This window comes from Rhizobium sp. NZLR1b (genome assembly GCF_019685155.1).
In the GTDB taxonomy this organism is placed as follows: domain Bacteria; phylum Pseudomonadota; class Alphaproteobacteria; order Rhizobiales; family Rhizobiaceae; genus Rhizobium.
Genome location: NZ_JABDWC010000017.1, coordinates 16898 through 43256, shown reverse-complemented (window position 1 = coordinate 43256; position 26359 = coordinate 16898). Strand labels below are relative to the sequence as shown.

Sequence of the window (26359 nt, the reverse complement as noted above, 5' to 3'; positions counted from 1 at the left end):
CGCCAAAATACAGCGCCTTTTTCGCCTCGCCTGCAATATAATTTAGCCGAACACATTAAGCGAGGCGCGCATGTTTCTGCTGAACACCAATTCCGACTACCGTCAGCCGCTCGACCCGCGAGACGCCGAAACCCTCGGCATGGATGCCGCAAACGCCGTCGAGAGCCACCTGACATTCCGGGAAAATCATGCGGAAACGCCCCTCGTTGCTCTGCCGGCACTGGCGGCCGAGATTGGTGTCGGCTCGATCCACATCAAGGACGAAGGCCACCGCCTCGGCCTCGGAAGTTTCAAGGCGCTTGGCGGCGCTTATGCGGTGATCCGGCTCGTCCTCGAGGAAGCGGCAAACAGGCTCGGCCGCGCCGTCGATGTCTCGGAATTGCATTCTTCTCATGTTCGAGAGGTCGCCGAGGCGATGACGGTGGCCTGCGCCACCGACGGCAATCACGGCCGGTCGGTGGCGCAGGGTGCACAGCTGGTGGGAGCCCGGGCGGCGATTTTCGTGCACGCCGGTGTCAGCGACGAACGCGTCGCCGCCATCGCCCGCTTTGGCGCTCAGATGATCCGTGTGGACGGGACCTATGACGATTCCGTTCGGGAGGCGGCGCGCATTGCCGAGGAAAAAGGCTGGACCATCGTCTCGGACACCTCATGGCCCGGCTATGAGCGCATTCCCGGGCTGGTGATGCAGGGCTACACCGCCCTTGTCCGGGAGGCGCTGAGGGCAATGCCGCAGCCGCCCACCCATGTCTTCATTCAGGCAGGCGTCGGCGGGATCGCTGCCGCCGTGGCCGGCCACATGGCCATCGCCTTCGGCGACAAACGCCCGACCTTCACAGTCGTCGATCCCGCCCGCGCCGCCTGCCTGTTCGAAACGGCGCGGGCGGGACATTTGGTGACCGTTGCCCATGGCGAGCCGACGGTTATGGCGATGCTCGAATGTTACGAACCTTCGCTCGTCGCCTGGCGTATTCTCTCTCGGGTCGCGGACGCGTTCATGACCGTGGACGAAGACGAGGCGATCTCGGTGATGAAGCGGCTCGCCGATCCGGCTGGCAACGATCCCGCGATGGTCGCCGGCGAAAGTGGCGGGGTGGGGCTTGCCGGGCTGATCCGCGCGGTCAGCGATCCCGCAATCAAACAAGCCCTGTCTCTCGACGGCCATTCCCGTATCTTCCTGGTGAACACCGAAGGCGCGACCGATCCCGGCAAATATGAAGAGATCGTCGGCCTATCCCCGGCGGTGGTCGCCGCTAAAGGCAAGATCGGAGCTTCAGCATGAGCCATCGTTCGATCGATCCCGCGCGCCTGCTCGGACGCATCGCCACGCTCGGCACGATCGGCCGCGATGCGGAGGGAAGGCTTGTTCGATTGGCGGCGTCCGATAGCGAAAAGCTTGGGCGCGATCAGGTTGTCTCCTGGCTCGATGAGGCCGGGCTGGAGGTTACAGTCGACCACATCGGCAACATCTTCGGCGTCTGGAATGCCGCGGGCGTCGACGGCGAAAAGCCAATCATGATCGGCTCCCACATCGACACGGTGATCAATGCGGGCATCTATGATGGATGTTATGGCGTGCTGGCCGGCCTCGAGGTGATCCAGACCCTCAAAAGCCAAGGGTTTGAACCGTCGCGCCCCATCGTTGTTGCCGCGTTCACCAATGAGGAAGGGGTGCGTTATGCACCCGACATGATGGGTTCGTTGGTCTATTCCGGCGGCCTCGATGTCACGGCGGCGCTGAAGACGGTGGGCACGGATGGCACGGTGCTCGGCGATGAACTCGCGCGGATCGGCTATGCCGGCACCCATGCGCCCGGCTTCATGATGCCGAATGCCTATGTCGAACTGCATATCGAGCAGGGTCCGGTTCTCGAGAGGGAGGGCATATCGGTCGGCGCGGTCCAGGACCTGCAGGGCATTTCCTGGCAGAGGGTGACCATCGACGGCGATGCCAATCATGCCGGCACGACACCGATCTCGATGCGCCGGGACGCCGGATACGCGGCTGCCCGCATCATCACCTTTCTGCGGGACCGCGCAAAGGCATCGAACACCCCAACTGTCGCGACCGTCGGCTGCATCGCCTTCGAACCGAACGCCATCAATGTCATTCCTTCACGCGCGACGTTCACGGTCGATCTGCGTGATCCGGACGAAGACCGACTGAAAGAAGAGGAAAACGCGCTCGCCGCATTCCTCGATCTGCTTTCCTCAGACGAAAAGGTTGGCGTATCCGTCGAGCGGCTGGCACGATTCGAGCCGGTCAAGTTCGATCGAGCGATCGTTCAACGGATTGAGGTTGCCGCCGGGGATCGCGGCCTGGCGTGCAGGCGCATGACATCGGGTGCCGGCCATGACGCCCAGATGATTGCGCGCATCGCGCCAAGCGCGATGATCTTCGTGCCCAGCCGCGGCGGGATCAGTCATAATCCGAAGGAGTTCACATCAGACACGGACCTTGTCGCGGGAGCGAATATCCTCCTCGACGTCGTTTGCGGACTTGCAACAGGGGAACGGCCGAAATGAGCGTCGACAGCCAGATGCTGCAACGGGAAATGACCGCCTGGAGGCGCGACCTTCACAGCCATCCCGAATTCGGCTTCGAGGAGAAGCGGACGGCGGCCTTCGTCGCGCGGAAATTGCGGGAATTCGGGCTCGACGAGGTGGTCGAAGGTGTTGGCGGCACAGGGGTTGTCGGAACGCTCAGGCGTGGCGGCGGCAATCGTTCCATCGCGCTGCGCGCCGATATGGATGCCCTCAGGATCACCGAACAGGGCGATCGGTCCTATCGATCGCAGGCCGCCGGCGTGATGCACGCCTGCGGCCATGACGGCCATACGGCAATGCTGCTTGGCGCCGCCAGGATGCTGTCGGAGGAAGGCCATTTCGACGGCACGGTCCGGTTCATCTTTCAGCCTGCCGAGGAGTGGGGCAAAGGCGCCTTGGCGATGCTCGGCGATGGCCTGATGACGCGCTTTCCCTTCGACGAAATCTACGGCCTGCACAACATGCCGGGTCTTCCGGTCGGCGTTTTCGAGACCCGCGCCGGCGCGATCATGTCGGCTGAGGATAATTTCGAGATTGTCCTCAAGGGCGTCGGCGGACACGCCGCGCGTCCGCACTCAGGCAACGAAGTCCTGGTCGCCGCCTGCGCACTGGTGACGAACCTCCAGACGATCGTTTCCCGTCGGCTCGATCCGACCGATATCGGCGTCGTCTCGGTGACCGAACTTCTGACCGACGGCACCCGCAACGCTCTGCCCGGGCTGGCGCGCATCCTCGGCGATGCCCGCAGCTTCCGCCCCGAGGTCAGCGCGCTGGTCGAGAAGCAGATGCGCCTGATCGCAGAGGGGACGGCGCTTGCCCACAATGTTTCGGCCGAGGTGAATTACACCAGAGAATTCGTCCCGCTGCTCAATGATGCCGTCCTTGTGGAGGAAGCCTTTGCCGCAGCCAGCAGTGTCTTCCCCACGGAAAATATCAATGCCCGGCGCGAGCCGATGACCGGATCGGAAGACTTCGCGCGCTTCCTCGACCATGTCCCCGGCTGCTTCGTCTTCCTGGGCAATGGCGAAGACTCCGCGCCGCTTCACAATCCGAATTACGATTTCAACGACGATGGACTGATCCATGGGGCCAAATTCCACACGAGCATCGTGCGTCGGCGCCTGAACGCAAACTGACATCCGATCCGATCGGGCGCGGCCTGCACCGAGCCTCGAAACCGAAGACATCTGAGGCGCGCGGGGACCTCGCCGCCCGTTTTCGGATGCATCGCGTTACGGGAATAGACGAAGGCGTCTACAACCCCCTCCGACAGACCATTGACCAACGGTCTGCGATGTGCGCCTCTCAGTGCTTGCACAAGGAAAATCCCATGCTCAAATTTCTGCTCACCCTGTCCTTGGGTGTTTTTTGCGTCGCGCCGCTTCAGGCCGGCGAACTCACTCCCGCCACCAAAAGCTGCCTGTCGGGGGAAAAACAAGGGCATTGCGAGCGCTGGGTCAAGGATTTCAAGACAGCCACGGAACTGGCGCATAAAGGCGATCACGGCGCACAGGTAACCGTCGCCTTCTGCCTGTCCACCGGATGCCATGGCGCCGTCACCATCGACAAGGTCGCTTCCTGCAGCTGGCACCTCGTCATCGCCAATTCGGGTGCCGCGACAGTGCTCGATGGTTCCAACCTCAGGAACACCTGCCGGCCGATGACGCCGGCTGAGAAAGACCAGGCCCGCGCCTTGTCCCGCGATCTGGTCCAGAAGATCTATAAGCGCCCGATGGTCACGACCGATCAGATGTAGTCTTCATCTCGCCGATTTTGATTGAATTTCCTAGCCCTTAAACTTTTATTCACAGCCTGCTGATCTTGTACTGACCGCAATGATGATCGTCATCGCAGCCGGCAATGTTGCCGCTCCCGATGAAGATCCGCACGGCGCGCGGTGATGTTTCCGCTTGCATCTTCGGGATGAACCCGCCGAAATTTTCAATTCGCCTGGTTTCGAAGACAGAGACGCGTGCTCACCCGCACGCATGCGTGGCTCGCCTATCCCTCATTCAGCGCCGCCAGCCTTCCTCGATGACCTCGCGCCCGAAGCAGATTTCATCAGCCGACATGAAGGGCTTTTTAGATGATCAGAACCGTTTCAGCGAAACTCATCCTTGCGACCGGCACTGTGATCGCCGGCGTCCTGATCGCTTACACCGCCTTCAATGCGGTGAGTGCCAAGACCAATACCGAGCGGGAGGTCATGGCGCTGGCGACCGAGCAGGCGGCCGTGGTCAGCCAACAGGTGGCAACCAATATCACCGAGGCCACCTCGGCCGGTACGGCTCTGGCCGCAAGCCTCTCCGGTTTCGTCGACGGCGGATCGAAAAGCCGGGCCGACATCGTTGCGATGATCAAGGCCGTGGCTCCGCAATATCCGAGCGTGTTCGGCGCCTGGATGTGCGAATTGATCGACGGTCCCCACCCGACAACCGGCACGGAGGCCTTGAACAAGGAAGGTATTTTCACGCCGTATTGGACCAAGGGCGATGACGGCAAGATGGAATTCTCGACATGGAGCATCAAGCCTGAGGACGAATATTACAGCGCGCCGCTGAAGAGCGGAAAGGCGATCATCACCTCTCCCTATCTGACCAACATGAATAAGCTCGTCACCTCGGTTTCGGTGCCGATGCAAGTGAACGGGACTGTCGTTGGCCTTGCCGGCGTCGATATCAAGCTCGATGATCTCACAGCCGCCTTGACGCAGATGCACCCCTTCGATGGCGGGCGGGTCATGCTGCTTGCCAATGACGGCAAGTGGCTCGCCCATCCCGACAAAGACAATCTGATGAAGGACTACGCCGATGCCGGCGCAGATGACGTCAAGCAGGCGCTGGCCGACGGCAAGATGCGGGTGATATCTGGTTTGCCTGATGGCGCCGTCCGCCTGGTCTATCCGTTTACCGCCCGCGGAATGAACACCACCTGGGCGGCGGTCCTGGATGTGCCGGCCGCAACCTTCTCGGCGCCGGTTTGGCAACAGATCTACAATACGGTCATTGGCGGACTTCTTATTCTGGCCGTGATGCTCGGCGTCATCCTGACGGCGAGCCGCACCCTGATCGGCAAGCCGCTGAAGGGGATTCTGAGCGCCGTCCAGAAGATGGCGGGCGGGAATTATCGCGAGCAGATCGACCATAATGGCAGCGCCGACGAGCTTGGAAGCCTGAAGAGCGCGCTCGAAAAATTCCGCCATCAACTCGCCCGCGGCGAGGCGCTCAAGGACGAGCAGGAGACGCTTCAGGCGCAGGTCGAAACCGACCGCAAACGCCAGGGCGACCTCGAGCAGGCCAAGGCCGAGGATCTGCACCATTTCGTCGAAGTCGTGCAGAGCCGGTTCGGCCTTCTGGCTTCGGGCGATCTGACCGTCAGGATGAACGACAAGGTGGCGCCGGAATTCGAGACGATCCGGGCGAACTTCAATACGTCGGTTTCCGCATTGGAAGACACCATCCGCAACGTCGTCCACGCCGTTTACACCATCCGCTCAGGCCTCGGCGAGATTTCGACGGCGTCGAACGATCTTGCGCGGCGCACGGAACAGCAGGCCGCCTCACTGGAGGAAACGGTCGCGGCACTCGGTGAAGTCACCCGCGGCGTCAACGACACGTCCGAAGGGGCAAACAGCGCGCAGCAAACGATGAAGCTTGCCCGCGCCGATGCCGAAAAGGGCGGCGAAGTCGTTGCCCGTGCGATCGAGGCGATGACCGAAATCCAGGGCTCCTCCGGCAAGATCGGCAATATCATCCGGGTGATCGACGAAATCGCCTTCCAGACCAACCTGCTGGCGCTCAATGCCGGCGTCGAGGCAGCGCGGGCCGGTGAAGCCGGCAAGGGCTTTGCCGTCGTCGCCCAGGAGGTCAGGGAACTGGCGCAACGCTCCGCCCAGGCGGCAAAGGAAATCAGCGGGCTGATCTCGATGTCGTCGTCGCAGGTTCAGACCGGCGTCAACCTGGTCGAAGAAACCGGTGTGGCGCTCTCCAAGATCGTCGATCGCGTTGTCGGCATGAGCGATACGGTCAATGAAATCGCCACCAGCGCGCAGGCGCAGGCAATCAGCCTGCGGGAAGTTTCCGCCGCCGCCGATCTGATGGACAAGGTTACCCAGCAGAACGCCGCCATGGTCGAAGAGACGACGGCCGCAGCACAGGGGCTTGCGCAGGAAACGGAGAACCTGGCAGCGGTCGTCGGCCGCTTCGGCCTCGGCGGCGCAGTTTCGCGCGCCAGCCAGTCGCCAGCAGCGATGAAGCTGGCGAGCTGATCAATGCATGTCATCAGGACGTGTGCAGCGGTTCCGAGACACCGACCTGCATAAACAAAAGAGCCAGCTTCACGCCGCAACGCCGGCGTGGAAATAATCTCATTGCCCTCCCGGCTTTCGCGGCTATTCTGCCGACACAGAAAATCGGGAGGAGCACTGATGATCCTGCACTGCGTATTCCTGCGGCTGAAGACCGCGGTGACGAGCGACGACAAGCAGTCGCTGTTTGCGGCGATCGCCGCCCTCAAGCAGATCATTCCCGGCATCCTTGATATCAAATACGGGCCGAACGTTTCGCCCGAGGGGCTGCACGGCGGCTTCGTCGACGGTTTTGCCGTGACCTTTGAGAGTGCTGAGGCTCGCGACGCCTATCTCATCCATCCCGAGCATGCGACCGTTGGCGAGCGTATCGTCTCTTCGACGGATGGAGGCCTTGCCGGCATCCTGGTCTTCGACCTCAATCTGTAAGAGCCGCAAGCGGTCTACGCGAAAACGGGATCGGCCCGAGCGGCCCTCCCCTTGTGCTGCAAGGACATGCTGCACTTAGGCTTGCAGCAGTGTCTCGCAGCCGCGAGCAAACAGCGCCGTCCTCGGCTGATTTATGGAAAAGACTGATACGGATATGCAAAGTTCCGCCCTTCGCCGCGCCGTCACGATCGTCGCGCTCGCGAACCTCGCCTATTTCGGAATCGAGTTCACGGTCGCCCTTTCGATCGGGTCTGTCTCGCTTTTCGCAGACTCGGTCGATTTCCTCGAAGATGCCTCGGTCAATCTGTTGATCCTGATGGCGCTCGGCTGGTCGATGCGGTCGCGAGCCCGCGTCGGCATGGCACTCGCCGCAATTCTGCTCGCACCGGCGATCGCCACGATCTGGACCGCTTGGCAGAAGTTCACCGTGCCTGTTGCGCCCGAGGCCTTTGCGTTATCCCTGACTGGCCTCGGCGCCCTCGTCGTCAATCTGGGCTGCGCCTTGCTGCTCGCCCGCTTTCGTCATCACGGCGGAAGCCTGACGAAGGCGGCCTTCCTGTCCGCCCGCAACGACGCGGTCGCGAATATTGCAATCGTCGGTGCGGGATTGATCACCGCGTTTTTCTGGACGTCGGCGTGGCCCGACCTGATCGTCGGGATCGGCATCGCAATCATGAATGTCGATGCGGCGCGCGAGGTGTGGACTGCGGCCCGTGACGAGCACCGGGCCGCACCCTGACTGTGCGCCGGCTCAGCTCGATTTCGCCATGGCGGCGGCGAGCTGGTCGACATTGTAGCGGAACATCTTCTCATAGGTCGGCGCCGGACCCTTGGCGTCGGAGAGGGACTCGACATAGAGCTCGCCGCCGGGCTCGGCACTGGTTGCCTTGGCGACCTGCTTGACGAGGCGGGGATCGTTGGAATTCTCGAAGAAATAGGCCTTCACGTGCTCGCCCTTGATCTGCTCGATCAGCTTGGCGACGTCGGCGGCCGATGCCTCGCTTTCGGTGGAAAGGCCGAGGGGCGCGAGGAAGCTGACATTATACTCGCGGCCGAAATAACCGAAGGCGTCATGGCTGGTCAGCACCTTGCGGCGATCGTCGGCTACCTTGTCGAATTTCGCGTGGGCGTAGGTGTTCAATTCGTCCAGCCTCTTTGTATACGTCTCGGCATTGGCCTTGAACGCCGCGGCATCGGCGGGGTCGGCAGATGACAGCGCCCTTTCGATATTGGCGACCCAGATCTTGACGTTGACCGGGCTGTTCCAGACATGCGGATCGGTGATCTTTTCGCCGTCCTCATCCATGGTGCGGGTGTCGATGCCTTCGGAGACGGTGACCGGCTTGCCCTTGTAGCCCGAGGCGATGATCAGCCGGTCCATCCAGCCTTCCAGCCCTTCGCCGCTGACGAAAGTCACTTGAGCCGCGTTCAAATTCTTGGCGTCGGCCGGGGACGGCTCGAATTCATGGGGATCGCCATTCGGCCCAACCAGGCTCTTCACGTCAACATGGTCGCCGCCGACTTGTTTGACGACGTCGGCAAGCACGGTGAAGGAGGCAACCACCTTCAGCGTTTCGGCGGAGGCCGGCATGGCCGACAGCGCCATCAGAGCGGGGATTGCTGCGGAGAGAAGCAGTCTTTGCGGGGTCATCGAAGTCTCCTTGGGATCAGCCCTTCAGATGCGGGCGGGGAAAGAAGCGCCTGGCGAGGCCGGAGGGCGCGAAAAGGATGGAAAAGGCGTAGAGGATCGCCGCCGTCATGATGATCGTCGGGCCGGAGGCGAGTTCGAGATGGTAGGAGGCGATCAGGCCGAGATAGCCGGAGGCGGCGGCACTTGAAGCAGCGATCGCCATCATCACGGCTAAGTTGCGCGACCAGAGCTGGGCGACCGCCGCCGGCAGCATCATCAGGCCGACGGCCATCAGCGTGCCGAGCGCCTGGAAGCTGGCGACGAGGTTCAAGACCACCAGCAGCAGGAACAGCACGTGATAGACCGGCCCGCGCCCGCCGACGGCGCGCAGGAAACCGGGATCGAAGCATTCGGCCACCAGCGGGCGGTAGATGAGGGCGAGGATGACAAGGGTCAGCGAGGTGATCGCGCCGATCAGATAAAGGGCCGGAGCATCGATCGCCAGAATGGTGCCGAAGAGCACATGCAGCAGATCGATATTCGAACCGCGCAGCGAGACGATCAGCACGCCGAGCGCCAGCGACGCGAGATAGAAGCTGGCAAAGCTCGCATCCTCCTGCAGCACGGTCATCCGGCTGACGGCGCCGGAAAGCAGCGCCACCGACAGGCCGGCGACAAGGCCGCCGAGGCCCATCGCCGTCAGCGACAGCGAGCCGGCGACGAGGTAACCGATCGCCGCCCCCGGCAGCACGGCATGGCTCATGGCATCGCCCATCAGGCTCATGCGCCTGAGCATCAGGAAGACGCCGATCGGCCCGGAGCCGAGTCCGAGGCAAAGGCAGGCGACCAGCGCCCGGCGCATGAAACCGAAATCGGCAAACGGCGCGAAGAAGAGATCGTAAGCCGTCATGCCGCCGGCGCCTGTTCAGGGCCGCAAGCCTCGGCATCCTCATCCCAGCGCTCGGCCATGGCGCGGGCCTTCAGCAGATTGACTGAAGACATGACCTCGGCGGTCGGGCCCCAGCCGACAAGCTCGCGGGCAAGCAGCAGGGTCTCGGGAAAATGCGCGCGCACGAGCTCGAAATCATGCAGCACGGCAATCACCGTGCGGCCCTCGCCATGCCAGCGGGTGACGATATCGATCAGGTCCCTGGTGGTGCGGGCATCGATTGCCGTAAACGGCTCGTCGAGCAGGATGATGCCGGCATCCTGCAGCAGCAGGCGGGCAAACAGCACACGCTGGAATTGGCCGGCCGACAACGATCCGACATGACGTTTTCCAAAACCTTCGAGGCCGACGGCAGATAGCGCCTCGCCTGCCCTCTTCACCTCGGCCGCAGCAATTCGACCGAAGGCTCCTGCCGTCTTCCAGGCGCCGAGCATGACGGTGTCGATGACCGAGATCGGAAAACGCCGGTCGATCTCGGCCGCCTGCGGGAGATAACCGAACTCCGCTCGCCCCAGCCGGTGCTCGACCCTGCCTTCGGCCGGGCGAAGCTCACCCATAATCGCCTTCAACAACGTCGACTTGCCCGCCCCATTCGGCCCGGCAATCGCCGTCAGGCTGCCCGGCGCAAAGGCGCCGGAGACATGGTGGATGGCGGGATGCCGGTTATAGGCGACCGTCAGGTTGTCGAGACGGATCGCCGGCGTCATGGCAGCAGAACCGCCCAATGAATGGCCAGCCAAAGGGCGGCAACGACCAGCGAGATGCCGATCACCCTGGATAGAGCCGACTGTCCCAGCAGGCTAACGAAGGGGCGGTCGGGACTCGGGGGCATGGCTCATCCTACAAATGTAATAACATTACGGTTATGTTATAACGATTGCGGCGAGATTGAGGCGCGGCTTCGTCGCGAAGTTGTTATTGCGGGATAGCGAGGTGCGGCCATTTGACAGCCAAGTGCGTCAGGGCGGCTTAGCGCATATAGGGGTCGGCGGAGAAACTGAACCCGTCGATGTGGCGTCGATCGGCAGCGGAGCCTGAGCGTGATGAGAGCTAGAGAGAGCTATCGATGGGAGGCATAATCCGCGCGCATCCCACCAACGTTGCTGTCCTTGCTGCAGAACCCACCCCACCCTCCGTCGTCTTTGGGCTTGCCCCGAGGATACCCTGACCTCGATCGGCACCGGGCGTGGATCCCAGGCTCAAGGCCTGGGATGACAGAGGGTTGGGGGCCAATAGGCCAAACTCAGTGCGTCGATTTCCAGGTATTAAGTGGCAGATACCCATCGAAAGCTCAGAGCAATTCCAGCATCGCGGCTGCACCCGAGACCGTGGCCTGGCCGGGGCTTTCCTCGATGTTGAGGGCTTTGACCACGCCGTCTTCCAGCAGCATCGAATAACGCTTGGAGCGCAGGCCGAGGCCGCCGGCGGAGAGGTCGGTGTCGAGGCCGACGGCCTTGGTGAAGCCGGCGTCCCAATCGGCGAGGAAGTGGATCTTGCCCATGCCGCCGGAGGATTGCGCCCAGGCGCCCATCACATGCCAGTCGTTGACAGAGACAACGGCGATGTCGTCGACGCCTTTGCCGAGGATGGTGTCGCGGTTTTCGAGATAACCCGGCAGGTGGTTCAGCGAGCAAGTGGGCGTGAAGGCGCCCGGCACGGCAAACAGCACGACGCGCTTGCCGGAAAAGAGCTGTTCGGTGGTGATTTCGACCGGGCCGTCAGCGGTCTTTTCCTTGAAGGTGGCAGCAGGAAGCTTGTCGCCGATTGCGATGGTCATGGTTTTCTCCTTGAGTTCCGGCTTTGGAGGGCCGGCTTGTTGAGGTTCTGGCATTGGCGGCGGCGGGCACCGCAGAAGGATCTGCGGCGACTATAAGATCGGCTCCTTCAAAGGCAAGGCCGAGCGTTCAAAGGCAAGCCCGTCACTCAAAAGGAACGGTCGTCTCCATTGCCCTTTCGCCATTGATTACCAGCACGCCCCAGCGCTTGCCTGATATGTCGTAATCCTTCGGCAGTTTGCCGATGGCGACATCGGTCTTGAAGACAGCGCCGTCGCGTTTGCCGCCGATCTGCTTGGTGAAGGCATAACCGCTCGGCCCGGTGACGATGATATCGGGCGCGCCCTTGCCCTCGGCCGGCAAGGCCAGCGTCAGCGACAGCGTCTTCCGGTCAGCCGCCATCGCATGCGCCGTCACATCGAAATCGGCCGATGGCGGCTTCGGCAGGCTTGCATCGGCCGCCGCAAGGATCGCCTCCTCTTGGCGGTGCGACTGGATGGCAGGGCCAAGCTTCAGCTGAAAATTCGCCTGGAAGGGAATGCAGATATCTTTGCAGATGCCGATGAAGGCCAAGGCGTCGATCTCGACTTCGCCTTTGCCTGCCGCTTTCAGCGACAGCGGCAGCGTTACCGGCGCGTCATAGCCGATATCCTCGACCGCGCCGTTGAAGAAATGCTTCGGAACGGGATAGCCGATGGCATCGAGCGTCACGCCGCTGCCCGCCGCCATGGTGAACTGAGGCGGAATGCCGGTGTTTCCGGGCTCTTTCCAATAGGTGATCCAACCGGCTTTCGGCTCGATCTGCAGAGCGGCGCGGATTTTGCCGGCGGCATCGGGCGCCAGTGCGACGAGGCGCATGCGGCCGCCTTCGTTCTCCGCCCAGGCGCTCATTTCCGCGTGGGCCGAACAATGGGCGGCGAGGGCTGCGCCCATTGAGACGACCGTAATTAAAAGCCGGCGCGGGACCGAGGAAATAATCATCATGGAACAAAGGTTTATCGAAAGTGCTGTTTGGCCGCCAGAAGTCGCGGCGATTTAAATCTTCATTTTTGGTTGATTGATGTGTGACATTGGCCCATGTTTCTCTTGTCAAGCCTCGGTGCGGTTGGCAGCAGGAGGAACGATGTCCTTATCGACGCTGAAGAACAGACGGGAACGTGGCTTCTTCGATGGCCAGTTCCTCATCGCCATGCCCGGCATCGAAGACCGCAATTTTGCGCGCACGGTGATCTATATCTGCGCTCATTCGGATGCCGGCGCCATGGGCTTCGTCATCAACCGCCCGCAGAACCTCACCTTCACCGATGTGCTGCTGCATCTCGATATGATCAAGCAGGAAGATTCGATCGTGCTGCCGAAGCGAGCGCGCGACTTCCCGATCCAGACCGGCGGCCCGGTGGAAAGCGGCCGCGGCTTCGTGCTGCATTCGGACGATTACTCCAGCGACTCCTCGATCCCCGTCAGCGACGACATCTGCCTGACGGCGACGCTCGACATCGTGCGCGCCATCTCCAAGGGCGATGGGCCGACGCGCGCGACGATGCTGCTCGGCTATTCCTCCTGGTCGGCCGGCCAGCTGGAAAACGAGGTCGTCAACAATGGCTGGCTCACCTGCGCGGCCAATGAGGAACTGATCTTCGACCGCAGCCTCGACGACAAATACGAGCGGGCGCTCGCCGGCATGGGTGTTACCGCTGCCATGCTTTCGGCCGAAGCCGGGCATGCCTGAGCCGACTGGCCTGAATGTGGCGGGAACGAATAGTTGCGATTGACGTTTCATTTCGGCAAACACGGGCAAGAGGCCCGTGCTGACGAAGGAGACATCACCTATGGGTAGCACCAGCGACAAGATTTCCGGCAAGGCAAACGAAATTGCCGGCAAGACCAAGCAGGCCGTCGGCAAGGCCACGGATGATCGCGAAATGCAGGCCAAGGGCACCGTTCAGGAAGCCAAAGGCAAGGGGCAGGTCGCAACCGGTAAGGTCAAGGACAAGCTCAAGGGCGCCGTCGACCGGCTCTGAGCCACAAGCTCATCCGTCATGAACCATGCCTGCTGCGCCCCTCGCGCGGCAGGCATTTTTAATCCACCACACTCAGGCTGTGCAGAGATATACGATGAAGCTTTTCGCCTGCGACAATTGCGATCAGGTCGTCCACTTCGACAACCGCCAATGCGTCCGTTGCAACCATCGCCTCGGCTTCCTGCCCGGCGATCTCGCCATGCATGCGCTGGAGCCGCGCGACGAAACGCTTTGGCAGCTCGTTTCGGACCCCGACCGTGAAGTCCGCTTCTGCGCCAATGCCGGCCTCGATATCTGCAACTGGCTGGTGGATGGCGATGGCGAAAGCGAATTCTGCGTTGCCTGCCGCCATAACCGGCTGGTTCCGAACACCGATACCCAAAACGGAATCGATCGCTGGCGGCGCATCAGCCAGGCGCAGCGTCATCTGTTTTATTCGCTGTTGCGCTGGAGGCTGCCGCATCCCGATCGGGCGCAAGATCCGAAAGGTGGCCTGGTGTTCGATTTCCTCGAAGATTCGATCGAGAGCAACGGCTACGTCGTGCCGGCCATGACCGGCCACGAGGAAGGGCTGATCACCATCCGCGCCGCAGAGGCCGACGATGCGACGCGCGAGCAGGCGCGCAGTTCGATGAACGAACCCTATCGCACCCTGCTTGGCCATTTCCGCCATGAGACCGGCCATTTCATCTGGAACAAGCTGGTGCGCGACCGCAACGGCCAGGCGGATTTCCGCGCCGTCTTCGGCGACGAGCGGCAGGATTATGCAGCCGCCCTGCAAAACCACTATGCCGGCGGCGCGCCCTCGGGATGGCAGGACAATTTCATCAGCGCCTATGCGGCATCCCACCCCTGGGAGGATTTTGCCGAATGTTTCGCCCACTACCTCCATATCGTCGATACGCTCGAAACCGCCCGCGCCTTCGGCATCGCCATCGATCCTCGCGGCCATGAGGAAATCGCCGGCGAGGTGGATTTCCTCCCCTACCGGGCAAGGAGCGCCGAACAGCTGGTCAGCGCCTGGGTGCCGCTCAGCCTGGCGATCAACGCCATCCAGCGCAGCATGGGCCAACCGGATTCCTACCCCTTCGTGCTCTCCTCACCTGTCGTGGCCAAGCTCGAATATCTGCACCGGCTGATCCAAGGCGCGGCGGCATCGTAGCAGGCGGCGGCGCGAGAGAGCTGCTGCTTGCTTCCTCTTCTCCCCAGCGGGGGTCCGAAGGACGGGTCGAGACCTGTGGCTCGACCGCGGTCGGTGGCCCGAAGGGTCTGATGAGGGTGCACGCACGGCGTGCCCTTCATCATTGCCCTTCGCTCGCGCTCAGCGCATTCGCGCTCGCCGCTCACCCCCTCATCTGCCTGCCGGCATCTTCTCCCCGCTGGGGAGAAGGGGAATCGTGGCAGCGCCTCGAGCAGCAGGAGAAACAATCCTGCCCATTATCCGGCTTACTTAGAACGAAACCGCCTTGCCCTTCTTGAACGGCTCCATGCCCCTGCGTGCAAGTTCATCGGCGCGTTCGTTTTCCGGGTGGCCGGCGTGGCCCTTGACCCAGTGCAGCGTCACCGTGTGGCGGTTGCGGGCTTCTTCCAGCGCCTGCCAGAGCTCGGCATTCTTCACCGGCTTCTTGTCGGCGGTCTTCCAGCCGTTTTTCTTCCAGCCGAAAATCCACTTGGAGATGCCGTCCTTGACATAGGCGCTGTCGGTATAGAGATCGACCTCGCACGGGCTCTTCAATGCCTGCAACGCCGAGATTGCCGCCAGCAGTTCCATGCGGTTGTTGGTGGTATCCGCCTCGCCGCCGCACAGCTCTTTTTCGGTGTCGCCATAACGCAGCACCGCGCCCCAGCCGCCGGGGCCGGGATTGCCGGAGCATGCGCCGTCGGTGAAGATATCGACGTGTTTCATAGGCTCAATCCATATTCGGCCGGCGATTTGATCTGCCGGTGGAAGCGCAGTTTGCGGAGATATTCAAGCGGGTCCTTCTTGGTGACCATGGCGCCCTCAGGCGTCGTCAGCCAGTCATAGAGCCGCGTCAGGAAGAACCGCAGCGCCGAACCGCGCGACAGCACCGGCAAGGCGGCGATTTCGGCTTCGCTCAACGGGCGCACGCTCTGGTAACCCTCGAGCATCGCCGTGCCCTTGGTGATGTTGTAAGCGCCGTCCTTTTCGAAACACCAGGCATTCAGGCAGATCGAGACGTCATAGGCGAGCAGGTCGTTGCAGGCGAAATAGAAATCGATCAGGCCGGAGAGCCGATCGCCGAGGAAGAAGACATTGTCGGGGAAGAGGTCGGCGTGGATGACGCCAGCCGGCAGGCCCTTCGGCCAGGCGGCGGAGAGGAAATCGAGTTCGCTGCGGATCTCGTTCTGCAGGCCGGGCTCGACCTCGCCGGCGCGTGCCTCGGACTTCTCCCAGAGCGATTGCCAGCCGTCGATCGAAAGCGCGTTCGGGCGCTTCAGCGCGAAACCTTCGCCGGCGACATGCATTTCGGCCAGCGCCCGGCCGACCTCGCGGCAATGCTTGGCTTCCGGCTTTCTGAGCCACATGCCTTCGAGGAAGGAAATCAGCGCCGCCGGGCGGCCGGAAAGCGAACCGAGCAGCGCGCCATCGCGGCGCGGCAGCGGCAGCGGGCAGGACAAGCCGCGGGCGGCAAGATGCTGCATCAGGCCGAGAAAAAACGGCAGATCGGTCTTTTCCACCCGCTTCTCATAGAGCGTCAGGATCAGCGGGTCCTTGGAGGTGTGCAGCAGGAAATTGGAGTTTTCGACGCCTTCGGCGATCCCCTTGTAGGAGAGCAGCGTGCCCGCGTCATATTCCGTCAGGAACCATTTCAGATCGTCTTCGGCGATATCGGTATAGACTGCCAAGTGAGGTCTCGCCTTCATGCATTGCTGTTATTGGATCCACCGGACTGACGATCCGGGGTCGCGATAGGGTTTTAAAATGATCAGCCGTTGACGAAGGCCATGTCGGCCGCCGTCAGCTCGATGCTGCGCAATTCGCGATTGACGAGGAAATTTTCGGTCTCCCGCACCGTTTCGGCCAGCTCGACGCGGGCGTCGAAGCGGGCGCGGAACGCCTCGATGATCTCATTGACGATGACCTCGGGAGCGGAGGCGCCGGCGGAAAGGCCGAGCGTCGAAATCGTGCCGATCTCGTTCCAGTCGAGTTCGGCGGCGCGCTGCACCAGGATCGATTTCTTCGCCCCTGCCCTCAGCGCCACTTCGACGAGGCGCCTGGAATTGGAGGAATTCGGCGCGCCGACGATGATGAAGAGATCGCAGCCGGGAGCTGCCTGCTTCACCACTTCCTGGCGGTTGGTCGTCGCATAACAGATCGAGTCCGCTGCCGGCGCCGTCAGATTCGGGAAGCGCTCGTGCAGGCGGGTGATGACGCCGGCGGTATCGTCGACCGACAGCGTCGTCTGGGTGACATAGCCAAGATTGTCGGCGTCAACGGGAACATAGGCGTCGGCATCCTCGATCGTCTCGATCAGCGAAACCGAACCCTCCGGCAGCTGCCCCATCGTGCCGATCACCTCGGGGTGGCCGGCATGGCCGATGAGGACGACATGGCGGCCGAGGCGATTGTGGCGCATCGCCTGCTTGTGGACCTTGGAGACCAGCGGGCAGGTGGCGTCGAGATAGAACAGGTTGCGGCTCGCCGCATCCTCCGGCACGGATTTCGGCACGCCATGGGCTGAAAAGACCACCGGCTGGGCGCGATGCTCGGCCGGGATCTCGTCGAGCTCCTCGACGAAGACGGCGCCCTTGGCCTCCAGCCCCTCGACGACGTAGCGATTGTGGACGATCTCGTGGCGCACATAGACTGGCGCGCCATAGGATTTCAGCGCCAGCACGACGATCTGGATGGCGCGGTCGACGCCGGCGCAGAAGCCGCGCGGGCCGCAGAGCCTGATCGTCAAAGGAGGTTTCGCCGCAATATTCATGTCTGTTCCGGGTTGAGAGATTTAGGGACCTCTAGCCCAATATAAGCGAGAATTGAAGCGATACTATTGCGCAGGCTGCTTGCCGGGTTTGCGGAACCAGGAGATCCCGACCACGGTGACGAGCACGGCGGCAAGCCCGTACCAGGTGAAGGCATATTGCAGGTGGTCGTTCGGCAGAGCCACTTGGGTGACGCCGCCGATCGGCAGGCCGGCCGGATTGGGGGTGGAATCTGCATCGACGAAAAACGGAATGACGCGCGCCTTGTCCAGCCCGACGCTTTCGGCCATGACGTCGAGATCTTTCCAGTAGAAGATGTTCTTGGCGACGTCGTTGTCCGGCACCACCCAGGAGGGTTTGCCGGGAAGTTTTTCGCGGGCCAGGCCGGTGACGGTCTGCTGGTCGGTCAGCTGGCCCTGCATGCGCATTTCCGGCTCCTTGTTCTCATAGGGAACGAAGCCGCGATTGACCAAGAGCGTGCGCCCGTCGGCAAGCTCGAGGGGCGTATAGACGTAGAAGCCGGTCTGGCCGCGCCAGGTGGCGAAGAAGTGCCGCTCCTTGTTGTTGATATAGCGGCCGGTGGCGGTGACCCTGCGATATTCGATGTCGCCGCCGCTTGCTGCCATCGCCTCGATATCGGCAAGCGGAACGGGGGCAGCCAGCTGGCGCGCGGCGATATCGGCAAGCAGGCCTTCCTTCCAGTGGAGGCGTTCCACCTGCCAGGTGCCGAGCGAAATCAGGATGGCAAGGGCGATCAGGACCAGGATGCCGGTGATGACAGGCAGCCGGCGGCGCGGCATTACGTGCTCTATATCAGTCACTCAGGCGTCCTTCGCGGGCATTATGGCGGTATTGCATGGCGATCAGGATGCCCTTGAACCAGCGCAGCGTCAGCAGCGACAGGATAATCGTCAGCGGCCCGAAGAGCAGGATGTGCACCCAGATCGGCGGCCCGTAATTCACCTGCAGCCACAATACCATGCCTATGACGATGAAGCCGACGATGAGGATGACGAAAACGGCCGGGCCGTCACCGGAATCGGCGAAGGAATAATCGAGGCCGCAGGACGCGCAGCGCGGCTTGAGCCCGAGCAGACCATCGAACAGCTTGCCCTGGCCGCAGCGCGGGCAGCAGCCCTTGATGCCTGTCTTGACCGGGTCGACGGGGGGATAATGGGCGCTATCTTCGCTCATGCCATTCCTTCTCGGCAGTCCATGCTGCCTTAACTCTCCCATAAAGTATTCGCATCCCGAATGGAAATGCCTGCGCGTCCACCTGTTGGTGATTCGCGCCAAACAGAAGAAGAAAACTGATGACGAGCGATAACCATGCCGGACAGATCATTATCCTGAACGGTGCGCCGAGAAGCGGAAAATCCAGCATTGCGCGCGCAATCCAGGAGGAATTCGAGGGGCCGTGGATCAACCTCGGCGTCGACAGCTACAATACCATGACGCCGAAGCGTTTCCTGCCCGGCATCGGCCTGAGGCCCGGCGGTGAGCGGCCGGAACTCGAAGAACTGGTGCCGTTCCTCTATGCGGCCCTTTATGAGTCGATCGCCATCCACGCCGGATTGGGGCTCAATGTAGTGGCCGATCTCGGCCATCATGACAGCTACTCGCAGCCGCTCGGCATCCTCGGCGACTGTACCCGACGCCTGGAAGGCTTTTCCGTGCTGTTCGTCGGCGTGCACTGTCCGATCGAGACGATCATGCAGCGGCGGGAATTCAAACAAGAAGGCCGCGAGACACTCTATCTCCGCGCCAGCGAAGCGGTGCCGGTCCCCGAGCCGGTGCAGCGCTGGCAGGATGAAGTGCACCGGCCGGGCATCTATGACATGGAGGTCGATACGTCGGTGCTCACCGCGCTCGAATGCGCCGAGGCGATCAGCTTGCGGCTGGATCTCGGCATTCCAGTGCCTTCGGCTTTCGAGCGGATTGCTGGCGCGCGCTGATGGCTATAGAACTTCAGCAGGTGAAAGAGGCCGCGGGCTGGCAAGCCTATCATGCCATTCGGCGGCATGTATTGTTCGAACTGCGCGGCCTCGACGGTTACGATGACCAGCATCCGGATGAGCATGAGGCGCGCCATATACCGCTCCTGCTGAGGAAGGACGGCGTTGCTCTCGGCACAGTCCGCCTCGATCTGTCGGATGGTGTGACCGGTGTCGTGCGGCTTGTCGCCATCCTGCCGGAACACCAGAGACAAGGGTTCGGGCGGATTTTGATGTCCGAAGTCGAGAAACTATCGGCCAAGCACGGCCTCTGCCGCCTGGAGGTCCATGCCGCGCCGGATGCCGTGCCTTTCTACGAAAAGCTCGGCTGGGTCATGGTCGACACCGACAGAAGCAGTCCGCTCATGGTGAAGGACATTCAATCCGTTCGAGGCACCTGATCGGGCAACAGTCCAGGTCGCGGCTCTGAATTCACGCAGACGTTTTCGATTCCGGGCTGCTTTGCCCCAGGCGCGGCTCCGTCCCCGCCAGCAGTCGCTGGGTGTTGGCGCGATGGCGCGCAATCACATAAACGCCGCCTGCAATCACCAGCAAGCGATAGGGCACCGGCTGCTCCAGACTGCAGATGAGGGCGATCGCGGTCAAAGCCGCCAGCATCGAAGCAAGGGACACAATCCTGAAGACGGCGAGGACGCCGCCAAAAACCGCCACGGCGCCCAAACCCACCGGCCAGGATATTGCGAGCAATACGCCGAGCCCGGTCGCAACGGATTTTCCACCTTTGAAATTCAGCCAGATCGACCGGCTATGGCCCAGCAACACGGCCAATCCGGCCAGGCAAACAGTCCAGGCCAGCCAGGTTTCCAGATCAAGCCCTGGCGGCGTGCCGTACAGCAATCTGTGGAACCAGGGATAAAACCAGCAGGCAAAGAGGATTGCCCCCACGCCTTTCAGCACATCCACCAGGAGAACGGCCGACGCAGGCCACTTCCCCAGCGTTCGCAATACGTTGGTTGCGCCAATCGACCGAGACCCGTGCTCCCTGATATCGATGCCCCTGAGCAGTCTCCCCGCGAGATAACCTGTCGGCATGGAACCGATGAGATAAGCGATCGCCAAACCAACCACGCCAGTTATCCAGAAAACCATGGAGGCACCTCGCCGCTCGAATGTCAGGCAATCATCATTTCGTCGTTTTCGGGCGACACGCATCAAGCCATAAAAAAGGCGGGCACGAGGCCCGCCTTCTATTTGAATATCGCTGCAATCAGCCGGCTGCGACCTGTGCGCCCCAGCCGCCCCAGACGTAGATGCAGAAGAACAGGAACAGCCAGACGACGTCGACGAAGTGCCAGTACCAGGCGGCCGCCTCGAAGCCGAAATGCTGTTTCGGGGTGAAGTCGCCGCGCATCGCGCGGATCAGGCAGACAGCCAGGAAGATCGTGCCGACGAGGACGTGGAAACCGTGGAAGCCGGTCGCCATGAAGAAGGTCGCGCCGTAGATCGAATTCTTGAAGGCGAAGGGCGCGTGGGCATATTCATAGGCCTGCACGCAGGAGAACAGCACGCCGAGCAGCACCGTTAGCGTCAGGCCCTGGATCAGGCCCTTGCGGTCGTTGTGCAACAGCGCATGGTGCGCCCAGGTGACCGTCGTGCCGGAAAGCAGCAGGATGACGGTGTTGTAGATCGGCAGGTGCCAGGGATCGAGGACCTCGATGCCCTTCGGCGGCCAGGTGCCGCCGGTATAGAGCAGGCGCGCGGCCTGAATCGCTTCGTTCGGATAGAGGCTGGCGTCGAAATAGGCCCAGAACCAGGCAACGAAGAACATCACTTCGGAAGCGATGAACATGATCATGCCATAGCGCAGGTGCAGCGAGACGACGCGGGTGTGGGCGCCCTCATGGGCTTCCTTCACCGTATCGGCCCACCAGCCGTACATGACGTAGAGAACCAGCGCGAAGCCGATGTAGAAGAGCCAGGGATTGGCGAGTTCGAAGCCGGCGACCTTGAACGAGCCGCCGTTCAGGTAACGCATGTAGCAGACGCCGCCGATCGCCATGAGGAAGGCGCCGAGCGAGGCGATAATCGGCCACGGGCTCGGATCAATGATGTGATAGTCGTGATTTTTCTGATGAGCATCGGCCATGTATTATCCCCGGATGTCTTCCTTCACTCGGCTCCCGGCTTAGCCGGAAACGAGCCTTGATCAAAGTTTCTTTTCAATCTTTACCGCTCCACCCTCATTCGAAGCCAGCGGCTTCGGACCCTCTTTCGGGTAGAACGTATATGACAGCGTGACCGTACGGATGTTCTTCGATTCCACGGCCTTGACGATTTCCGGATCGATGTAGAACACCACCGGCATGTCGAGCTTCTCGCCCGGCTTCAGGTCCGTTTCCGTAAAACAGAAACATTGCACCTTGTTGAAATAGACGCCCGCCTCGCCCGGCGTGACGTTGAAAACCGCCTGGCCGCGCTGGGTTTCGTTCGAACGATTCTCGGCGGTGAAATGGACCTTTATCGTTTCGCCAATCTTCGGATTGACCTCGCGCTCGACCGGCTTGAAGTCCCATTGCAGGCCGGGCGCGACATTGGCGTCGAAGGTGACGCGCATCGTGCGGTCGAGCACGACGCTCGACACCTGGTCGACGCGCTGGGTCGTACCGTTATAACCAGTGACCTGGCAGAAGATCCGGTAGAGCGGCACGGCAGCGTAGCTCATCGCGCCCATGCCGAAAACGAAGCTCAGGCACATCATCACCACGGCGCCGTTGTTGCGGCCCGGCTTTTTCGGTGCGGCGGCGTTGTCGCTCATCCCGCCGTTCCCCCGCCGATCTTCACGATTGCCATCACGTAGAAGAGAACGACGAGGCCGGCAAGCACCAGCCCCAGGGCGATGTTGCGGTTGCGGCGCGACCTGAGTTGCTTTTCCGTGAGCTTGACCAATTCCATCAGAACCAACCTCCCGTATGCGAGACCAGCACCGACGCCAGCCGGTCGATCATCAAGGCGGAGAACACAGCGAAAAGATAAAAGATCGAGAAGCCGAAGAGCTTCTTTGCCGGGATCATCTTCAGATCGCCGTCGGGCATCCGCCAGACGGCGATGGAACAGTAGATGAAGATCGCGCCGAGGGCGGCGGCCACCAGGCCATAGCCGAGGCTGGCGAAGCCGAGGAAGGTTGGCAACACCGCGCAGACGGCGGTCAGCACTGCATAGGCGACGATCTGATGTTTGGTCACCCGCTCGCCGGCGACGTTCGGCAGCATCGGCACGCCGACGGCCTCGTAATCGCGCATCTTGAACAGCGCCAGCGCCCAGAAATGCGCCGGCGTCCACAGGAAGATGATCAGGAAAAGCACGGTGCTCTCGATCGTCACACTATCGGTCACGCAGGCCCAGCCTATCATCGGCGGAAAGGCGCCGGCAGCACCGCCGATGACGATGTTCTGCGGCGTCGAGCGCTTCAGCCACATGGTGTAGACGACGGCGTAGAAGAAGATGGTGAAGGCAAGGATGCCGGCCGAGAGCCAGTTGACGGCAAGGCCGAGGATCACCACCGAAAAGCCCGAAAGCACCAGGCCGAAGGCCAGCGCTTCCGAGGGGGCGATGCGGCCGGCCGGGATCGGACGATTGGCGGTGCGGCTCATGATGGCATCGATGTCGGCATCGTACCACATGTTCAGAGCGCCGGAGGCGCCGGCGCCGACGGCGATACAGAGAATGGCGATCAGGCCGAGGACGGGATGGATGTGGCCCGGCGCCAGCACCAGGCCGGCAAGGGCGGTGAACACCACGAGCGACATCACCCGCGGCTTCAGCAATTCGAAATAATCGCGTGCACTCGCTTCCGACAATTCGCCGTCCTTTGCAAGCGTCCCGTGATTGTCGATGACCGTCATCATTCCGTCCTGAATGTCAGAATATCAGGACGCCGTATCGAATGCGGCGTCCTGACACCCGCGCAATTACTTGATGCGCGGAAGCTGTTCCCACTGGTGATAGGGCGGCGGCGAAGGCAGCTGCCATTCGAGCGTCGTCGCACCCTCGCCCCACGGATTGTCGCCGGCGACGCGCTTCTTGGCGAAGGCTTCGAAGACGCCGAAGAGGAAGATCAGCACGCCGAAGGCCGAGATGTAGGAGCCGATGGAGGACACATAGTTCCAGCCGGCAAAGGCATCCGGATAATCGATGTAGCGGCGCGGCATGCCGGCAAGGCCGAGGAAATGCTGCGGGAAGAACACCAGGTTGACGCCGATGAACATGACCCAGAAGTGCAGCTTGCCGACCAACTCGTTGTACATGTAGCCGGTCATCTTCGGGAACCAGTAGTACCAGCCGGCGAAGATCGCGAAGACGGCGCCGAGCGACAGAACGTAGTGGAAGTGGGCCACGACGTAATAAGTGTCATGCAGCGAGCGGTCGAGACCGGCATTGGCGAGCTGGACGCCGGTAACGCCGCCGACCGTGAACAGGAAGATGAAGCCGATCGCCCAGAGCATCGGCGTGCGGAACGAGATCGAGCCGCCCCACATCGTCGCGATCCAGGAGAAGATCTTCACACCGGTGGGAACGGCGATGACCATCGTCGCGAAGACGAAGTAGCGCTGCGCGTCGAGCGACAGGCCGACCGTATACATGTGGTGGGCCCAGACGACGAAGCCGACGGCGCCGATCGCGACCATGGCGTAGGCCATGCCGAGGTAGCCGAAGATCGGCTTCTTCGAGAAGGTCGAGATGATGTGGCTGACCATGCCGAAGCCCGGCAGGATGAGGATGTAGACCTCGGGGTGACCGAAGAACCAGAACAGGTGCTGGTAGAGGATCGGGTCGCCGCCGCCTTCCGGAGAGAAGAAGGAGGTGCCGAAGTTACGGTCGGTGAGCAGCATGGTGATACCGCCTGCCAGGACCGGCAGCGACAGCAACAGCAGGAAGGCGGTGATCAGCACCGACCAGGCAAACAGCGGCATCTTGTGCAGCGTCATGCCGGGAGCGCGCATGTTGAGGATCGTGGTGATGAAGTTGATCGCACCGAGGATCGACGAGGCGCCGGCAATATGGAGCGCGAAGATCGCAAGGTCGACCGCCGGACCGGGCGTACCGGTTGTTGCCAGTGGCGGATACATCGTCCAGCCGCCGCCGGTACCGTAAGCGCCTGCCGGGCCCTCGACGAACATCGACAGCAAGAGCAGCGCGAAGGCCGGAACGATCAGCCAGAAGGAGATGTTGTTCAGACGCGGGAAGGCCATGTCGGGCGCGCCGATCATGATCGGCACCATCCAATTGGCGAAACCGCCGATCATCGCCGGCATGACCATGAAGAAGATCATGATCAGCGCGTGGGCCGTGGTGAACATGTTGAACATCTGCTTGGCGCCGTCGATGGCGGCATCGCCCTCATAGCCGTAGACCATCGAGGCCAGGCCATGGAAGATCTGGATGCCCGGCTCCTGCAGCTCCATGCGCATGGCGACGGAAAGCGCGCCGCCGATGATGCCGGCAATGATCGCGAAGATCAGATAAAGCGTGCCGATGTCCTTGTGGTTCGTAGAGAACAGCCAGCGATTGGCAAAGCTCGGCTTGTGCGCATGGTGATCACCGTGCCCATGATCGTGATCATCATGCGCGTGGTCGTGATCATGAGAATGATCGTCGTGAGCGGAAGGTCCAGCCATTGTCCCGGTCCCCTTAATTACTGTGCTTCGGCGACGTCGAGGGTCTTTGCGGGACCATCGGTTGCGGCCATGAGTGTCTTGTAGGCGCCGGGCAGGTCGCTGGCGGCTGCGGTCAGCCACTGCTTGTACTTGTCCTCGGAGACGACGCGGATGGCGATCGGCATGAACGCATGGTCCTTGCCGCAGAGCTCGGAACACTGGCCATAGAACAGGCCTTCGCGCTCGGCCTTGAACCAGGTCTCGTTCAGGCGGCCCGGCACGGCATCGATCTTGACGCCGAAGGACGGCATGGCGAAAGCGTGGATGACGTCGGTCGGGGCAGAGGTCACGAGAACGCGGACCGTCTTGTTAACCGGCAGGACCAACTCGTTATCGACGGCGAGAAGCCTGGGATAAACCGACTTGTCTTCCTTGCCGGCCGCGGCGCGGTCCTGATCCTTCAGCAGGTAGCTGTCGAAAGCGAGCGGGCTGTCGCCCGAACCTTCATATTCGTAGTTCCACTGCCACTGGGTGGCGGTTGCCTTGATCGTCACATCGGGGTTTTCGGGCAGCGTCAGCTGCGCCGTCAGCAGGTTGAACGAGGGAATCGCAAGAAGAAGCAGCACCAGGACCGGCCCCACGGTCCAGGCAATCTCGATCAGCGTGTTGTGGCTCGTCCTCGAGGGAACCGGGTTCGCGCTGGCGCGGAACTTGAAGCAGACGACGATGAGCAGGACCAGAACGAAGAGCGTGATCGGAACGATAAACCACAGGGTATATTGTTCGAACCAGTGGATCTCCCGCATGATCGGCGTTGCCGCCGGCTGCAGCGTCGCCTGCCACGGCATTGGCTGGTCGGCATATGTGCCGGAAGCAAAAAGCAGACAGACCAGCGCGGTCAGAGCTGCATAAGCCTTCTTCATCACCTTATTATCTCCCTCGAGCGCTTGACCTGCAAAATAGGACGCAGAATCCTTGCCATCTTCAGCGCTTCAAACCACAGTTTGGCATTTGCCGCAACAGGTCAGAGCAATTGTCTATGCGGCATTTTTGCTGAAAGCACAGGCAGGCCAGAACGGCAAAACATCCCAAGTTTTTCATCAGCATATGAAAAATCGGCTTTCCGGCCAACCCGCGCGCCACAC

30 protein-coding genes are annotated in these 26359 nt (G+C 61.8%); 12 read left to right on the top strand and 18 right to left on the bottom strand.

All coding sequences use genetic code 11. From position 1 onward, the window contains the following. Positions 1-70 precede the first annotated feature (70 nt). From HJB84_RS22180 to HJB84_RS22150, 7 genes are all read left to right on the top strand, one after another. Positions 71-1282: a diaminopropionate ammonia-lyase gene (locus HJB84_RS22180; RefSeq protein WP_221116904.1), complete on the top strand. Its 1212-nt coding sequence runs from the start codon at positions 71-73 to the stop codon at positions 1280-1282. Further along, positions 1279-2526 carry a Zn-dependent hydrolase gene (locus HJB84_RS22175; RefSeq protein WP_221116903.1) on the top strand — a complete coding sequence of 416 codons (1248 nt, stop codon included), beginning with the start codon at positions 1279-1281 and terminating at the stop codon, positions 2524-2526. Before HJB84_RS22180 ends, HJB84_RS22175 begins: the two co-directional genes overlap by 4 nt. Continuing rightward, positions 2523-3683, top strand: coding sequence for a M20 aminoacylase family protein (locus tag HJB84_RS22170; protein WP_207583235.1), 1161 nt, complete (start codon positions 2523-2525; stop codon positions 3681-3683). The genes HJB84_RS22175 and HJB84_RS22170 overlap by 4 nt, the downstream gene beginning before the upstream one ends. A gap of 194 nt (positions 3684-3877) precedes the next feature. Further along, positions 3878-4303, top strand: coding sequence for a hypothetical protein (locus HJB84_RS22165; protein WP_207583234.1), 426 nt, complete (start codon positions 3878-3880; stop codon positions 4301-4303). A gap of 330 nt (positions 4304-4633) precedes the next feature. Continuing rightward, positions 4634-6814: a methyl-accepting chemotaxis protein gene (locus tag HJB84_RS22160; protein WP_221116902.1), complete on the top strand. Its 2181-nt coding sequence runs from the start codon at positions 4634-4636 to the stop codon at positions 6812-6814. Positions 6815-6973: 159 nt separating this feature from the next. Beyond that, entirely contained in the window at positions 6974-7282 is a 309-nt protein-coding gene (locus HJB84_RS22155) for a Dabb family protein (RefSeq protein WP_221116901.1), read from the top strand. A 154-nt stretch (positions 7283-7436) separates the two neighbouring features. Further along, positions 7437-8021 carry a cation transporter gene (locus HJB84_RS22150; RefSeq protein WP_221116900.1) on the top strand — a complete coding sequence of 195 codons (585 nt, stop codon included), beginning with the start codon at positions 7437-7439 and terminating at the stop codon, positions 8019-8021. Between the two features lie 12 nt (positions 8022-8033). On the opposite strand, the gene HJB84_RS22145 is transcribed toward HJB84_RS22150, so the two are convergent. From HJB84_RS22145 to HJB84_RS22125, 6 genes are all read right to left on the bottom strand, one after another. Further along, complete coding sequence (locus HJB84_RS22145) at positions 8034-8933, bottom strand: metal ABC transporter solute-binding protein, Zn/Mn family (RefSeq protein WP_221116899.1); 900 nt, start codon at positions 8931-8933, stop codon at positions 8034-8036. A gap of 16 nt (positions 8934-8949) precedes the next feature. Beyond that, complete coding sequence (locus HJB84_RS22140) at positions 8950-9822, bottom strand: metal ABC transporter permease (RefSeq protein WP_221116898.1); 873 nt, start codon at positions 9820-9822, stop codon at positions 8950-8952. Next, on the bottom strand, positions 9819-10568 hold the full coding sequence (locus tag HJB84_RS22135) for a metal ABC transporter ATP-binding protein (RefSeq protein ID WP_221116897.1): 750 nt from the start codon (positions 10566-10568) through the stop codon (positions 9819-9821). Before HJB84_RS22135 ends, HJB84_RS22140 begins: the two co-directional genes overlap by 4 nt. After that, complete coding sequence (locus HJB84_RS33640) at positions 10565-10693, bottom strand: hypothetical protein (protein WP_259669774.1); 129 nt, start codon at positions 10691-10693, stop codon at positions 10565-10567. The genes HJB84_RS22135 and HJB84_RS33640 overlap by 4 nt, the downstream gene beginning before the upstream one ends. A gap of 459 nt (positions 10694-11152) precedes the next feature. Next, the gene (locus tag HJB84_RS22130) at positions 11153-11638 is read right to left on the bottom strand and encodes a peroxiredoxin (RefSeq protein ID WP_207583227.1); all 486 of its coding nucleotides are present in this window, start codon (positions 11636-11638) and stop codon (positions 11153-11155) included. Positions 11639-11780: 142 nt separating this feature from the next. Then, positions 11781-12620 (bottom strand): protein-disulfide reductase DsbD domain-containing protein, encoded by an 840-nt coding sequence (locus tag HJB84_RS22125; protein WP_221116896.1) that lies wholly within the window; start codon positions 12618-12620, stop codon positions 11781-11783. A gap of 139 nt (positions 12621-12759) precedes the next feature. Here HJB84_RS22125 and HJB84_RS22120 point away from each other — a divergent pair, with 139 nt between their 5' ends. The 3 genes from HJB84_RS22120 (at position 12760) to HJB84_RS22110 (ending at position 14819) form a co-directional block, all read left to right on the top strand. After that, positions 12760-13365, top strand: a complete 606-nt coding sequence (locus tag HJB84_RS22120; RefSeq protein ID WP_207583225.1) for a YqgE/AlgH family protein — start codon at positions 12760-12762, stop codon at positions 13363-13365. A 100-nt stretch (positions 13366-13465) separates the two neighbouring features. Further along, on the top strand, positions 13466-13657 hold the full coding sequence (locus HJB84_RS22115) for a CsbD family protein (RefSeq protein ID WP_007632797.1): 192 nt from the start codon (positions 13466-13468) through the stop codon (positions 13655-13657). Between the two features lie 94 nt (positions 13658-13751). Beyond that, entirely contained in the window at positions 13752-14819 is a 1068-nt protein-coding gene (locus HJB84_RS22110; protein ID WP_221116895.1) for a putative zinc-binding metallopeptidase, read from the top strand. A 288-nt stretch (positions 14820-15107) separates the two neighbouring features. On the opposite strand, the gene rnhA is transcribed toward HJB84_RS22110, so the two are convergent. The 5 genes from rnhA to HJB84_RS22085 form a co-directional block, all read right to left on the bottom strand. Beyond that, positions 15108-15563: a ribonuclease HI gene (rnhA, locus tag HJB84_RS22105; RefSeq protein WP_207583223.1), complete on the bottom strand. Its 456-nt coding sequence runs from the start codon at positions 15561-15563 to the stop codon at positions 15108-15110. After that, complete coding sequence (locus HJB84_RS22100) at positions 15560-16525, bottom strand: homoserine kinase (protein ID WP_207583222.1); 966 nt, start codon at positions 16523-16525, stop codon at positions 15560-15562. Before HJB84_RS22100 ends, rnhA begins: the two co-directional genes overlap by 4 nt. An 80-nt stretch (positions 16526-16605) precedes the next feature. Next, positions 16606-17607 carry a 4-hydroxy-3-methylbut-2-enyl diphosphate reductase gene (gene ispH, locus HJB84_RS22095; protein ID WP_207583221.1) on the bottom strand — a complete coding sequence of 334 codons (1002 nt, stop codon included), beginning with the start codon at positions 17605-17607 and terminating at the stop codon, positions 16606-16608. 63 nt (positions 17608-17670) lie between these two features. Further along, entirely contained in the window at positions 17671-18426 is a 756-nt protein-coding gene (locus tag HJB84_RS22090) for an SURF1 family protein (RefSeq protein ID WP_207583220.1), read from the bottom strand. After that, positions 18419-18799, bottom strand: a complete 381-nt coding sequence (locus HJB84_RS22085; protein WP_207583219.1) for a DUF983 domain-containing protein — start codon at positions 18797-18799, stop codon at positions 18419-18421. The genes HJB84_RS22090 and HJB84_RS22085 overlap by 8 nt, the downstream gene beginning before the upstream one ends. A 119-nt stretch (positions 18800-18918) precedes the next feature. Between HJB84_RS22085 and HJB84_RS22080 the strand changes: the two genes are divergently transcribed. After that, a complete protein-coding gene (locus tag HJB84_RS22080) occupies positions 18919-19560 on the top strand; it encodes a chloramphenicol phosphotransferase CPT family protein (protein ID WP_221116894.1) in 642 nt (213 codons plus the stop codon). Beyond that, positions 19560-20000: a GNAT family N-acetyltransferase gene (locus tag HJB84_RS22075; RefSeq protein ID WP_221116893.1), complete on the top strand. Its 441-nt coding sequence runs from the start codon at positions 19560-19562 to the stop codon at positions 19998-20000. The genes HJB84_RS22080 and HJB84_RS22075 overlap by 1 nt, the downstream gene beginning before the upstream one ends. 31 nt (positions 20001-20031) lie before the next feature. On the opposite strand, the gene plsY is transcribed toward HJB84_RS22075, so the two are convergent. The 7 genes from plsY to coxB all read right to left on the bottom strand — a co-directional run bounded on the left by plsY (position 20032) and on the right by coxB (position 26137). Then, positions 20032-20709, bottom strand: a complete 678-nt coding sequence (plsY, locus tag HJB84_RS22070) for a glycerol-3-phosphate 1-O-acyltransferase PlsY (protein ID WP_207583216.1) — start codon at positions 20707-20709, stop codon at positions 20032-20034. Between the two features lie 118 nt (positions 20710-20827). Next, complete coding sequence (locus HJB84_RS22065; RefSeq protein ID WP_221116892.1) at positions 20828-21706, bottom strand: cytochrome c oxidase subunit 3; 879 nt, start codon at positions 21704-21706, stop codon at positions 20828-20830. 60 nt (positions 21707-21766) lie between these two features. After that, a complete protein-coding gene (locus HJB84_RS22060; RefSeq protein WP_207583214.1) occupies positions 21767-22375 on the bottom strand; it encodes a cytochrome c oxidase assembly protein in 609 nt (202 codons plus the stop codon). Further along, positions 22372-22512 (bottom strand): hypothetical protein, encoded by a 141-nt coding sequence (locus tag HJB84_RS22055; protein WP_207583213.1) that lies wholly within the window; start codon positions 22510-22512, stop codon positions 22372-22374. Before HJB84_RS22055 ends, HJB84_RS22060 begins: the two co-directional genes overlap by 4 nt. Next, positions 22512-23462 carry a heme o synthase gene (locus HJB84_RS22050; protein ID WP_207583212.1) on the bottom strand — a complete coding sequence of 317 codons (951 nt, stop codon included), beginning with the start codon at positions 23460-23462 and terminating at the stop codon, positions 22512-22514. Before HJB84_RS22050 ends, HJB84_RS22055 begins: the two co-directional genes overlap by 1 nt. Positions 23463-23528: 66 nt before the next feature. After that, positions 23529-25235, bottom strand: coding sequence for a cytochrome c oxidase subunit I (gene ctaD / locus HJB84_RS22045; protein WP_207583211.1), 1707 nt, complete (start codon positions 25233-25235; stop codon positions 23529-23531). A 17-nt stretch (positions 25236-25252) separates the two neighbouring features. Next, a complete protein-coding gene (coxB, locus tag HJB84_RS22040; protein ID WP_207583210.1) occupies positions 25253-26137 on the bottom strand; it encodes a cytochrome c oxidase subunit II in 885 nt (294 codons plus the stop codon). Positions 26138-26359 lie beyond the last annotated feature (222 nt).

What these genes read in the sequence shown, in the direction of transcription:
- HJB84_RS22180 (WP_221116904.1), top strand. Translation starts at nt 71, where the DNA reads ATGTTTCTGCTGAACACCAATTCCGACTACCGTCAGCCGCTCGACCCG.
- HJB84_RS22175 (WP_221116903.1), top strand. Translation starts at nt 1,279, where the DNA reads ATGAGCCATCGTTCGATCGATCCCGCGCGCCTGCTCGGACGCATCGCC.
- HJB84_RS22170 (WP_207583235.1), top strand. Translation starts at nt 2,523, where the DNA reads ATGAGCGTCGACAGCCAGATGCTGCAACGGGAAATGACCGCCTGGAGG.
- HJB84_RS22165 (WP_207583234.1), top strand. Translation starts at nt 3,878, where the DNA reads ATGCTCAAATTTCTGCTCACCCTGTCCTTGGGTGTTTTTTGCGTCGCG.
- HJB84_RS22160 (WP_221116902.1), top strand. Translation starts at nt 4,634, where the DNA reads ATGATCAGAACCGTTTCAGCGAAACTCATCCTTGCGACCGGCACTGTG.
- HJB84_RS22155 (WP_221116901.1), top strand. Translation starts at nt 6,974, where the DNA reads ATGATCCTGCACTGCGTATTCCTGCGGCTGAAGACCGCGGTGACGAGC.
- HJB84_RS22150 (WP_221116900.1), top strand. Translation starts at nt 7,437, where the DNA reads ATGCAAAGTTCCGCCCTTCGCCGCGCCGTCACGATCGTCGCGCTCGCG.
- HJB84_RS22145 (WP_221116899.1), bottom strand. Translation starts at nt 8,933, where the DNA reads ATGACCCCGCAAAGACTGCTTCTCTCCGCAGCAATCCCCGCTCTGATG.
- HJB84_RS22140 (WP_221116898.1), bottom strand. Translation starts at nt 9,822, where the DNA reads ATGACGGCTTACGATCTCTTCTTCGCGCCGTTTGCCGATTTCGGTTTC.
- HJB84_RS22135 (WP_221116897.1), bottom strand. Translation starts at nt 10,568, where the DNA reads ATGACGCCGGCGATCCGTCTCGACAACCTGACGGTCGCCTATAACCGG.
- HJB84_RS33640 (WP_259669774.1), bottom strand. Translation starts at nt 10,693, where the DNA reads ATGCCCCCGAGTCCCGACCGCCCCTTCGTTAGCCTGCTGGGACAGTCG.
- HJB84_RS22130 (WP_207583227.1), bottom strand. Translation starts at nt 11,638, where the DNA reads ATGACCATCGCAATCGGCGACAAGCTTCCTGCTGCCACCTTCAAGGAA.
- HJB84_RS22125 (WP_221116896.1), bottom strand. Translation starts at nt 12,620, where the DNA reads ATGATGATTATTTCCTCGGTCCCGCGCCGGCTTTTAATTACGGTCGTC.
- HJB84_RS22120 (WP_207583225.1), top strand. Translation starts at nt 12,760, where the DNA reads ATGTCCTTATCGACGCTGAAGAACAGACGGGAACGTGGCTTCTTCGAT.
- HJB84_RS22115 (WP_007632797.1), top strand. Translation starts at nt 13,466, where the DNA reads ATGGGTAGCACCAGCGACAAGATTTCCGGCAAGGCAAACGAAATTGCC.
- HJB84_RS22110 (WP_221116895.1), top strand. Translation starts at nt 13,752, where the DNA reads ATGAAGCTTTTCGCCTGCGACAATTGCGATCAGGTCGTCCACTTCGAC.
- rnhA (WP_207583223.1), bottom strand. Translation starts at nt 15,563, where the DNA reads ATGAAACACGTCGATATCTTCACCGACGGCGCATGCTCCGGCAATCCC.
- ispH (WP_207583221.1), bottom strand. Translation starts at nt 17,607, where the DNA reads ATGAATATTGCGGCGAAACCTCCTTTGACGATCAGGCTCTGCGGCCCG.
- HJB84_RS22085 (WP_207583219.1), bottom strand. Translation starts at nt 18,799, where the DNA reads ATGAGCGAAGATAGCGCCCATTATCCCCCCGTCGACCCGGTCAAGACA.
- HJB84_RS22080 (WP_221116894.1), top strand. Translation starts at nt 18,919, where the DNA reads ATGACGAGCGATAACCATGCCGGACAGATCATTATCCTGAACGGTGCG.
- HJB84_RS22075 (WP_221116893.1), top strand. Translation starts at nt 19,560, where the DNA reads ATGGCTATAGAACTTCAGCAGGTGAAAGAGGCCGCGGGCTGGCAAGCC.
- plsY (WP_207583216.1), bottom strand. Translation starts at nt 20,709, where the DNA reads ATGGTTTTCTGGATAACTGGCGTGGTTGGTTTGGCGATCGCTTATCTC.
- HJB84_RS22065 (WP_221116892.1), bottom strand. Translation starts at nt 21,706, where the DNA reads ATGGCCGATGCTCATCAGAAAAATCACGACTATCACATCATTGATCCG.
- HJB84_RS22060 (WP_207583214.1), bottom strand. Translation starts at nt 22,375, where the DNA reads ATGAGCGACAACGCCGCCGCACCGAAAAAGCCGGGCCGCAACAACGGC.
- HJB84_RS22055 (WP_207583213.1), bottom strand. Translation starts at nt 22,512, where the DNA reads ATGGAATTGGTCAAGCTCACGGAAAAGCAACTCAGGTCGCGCCGCAAC.
- HJB84_RS22050 (WP_207583212.1), bottom strand. Translation starts at nt 23,462, where the DNA reads ATGACGGTCATCGACAATCACGGGACGCTTGCAAAGGACGGCGAATTG.
- ctaD (WP_207583211.1), bottom strand. Translation starts at nt 25,235, where the DNA reads ATGGCTGGACCTTCCGCTCACGACGATCATTCTCATGATCACGACCAC.
- coxB (WP_207583210.1), bottom strand. Translation starts at nt 26,137, where the DNA reads ATGAAGAAGGCTTATGCAGCTCTGACCGCGCTGGTCTGTCTGCTTTTT.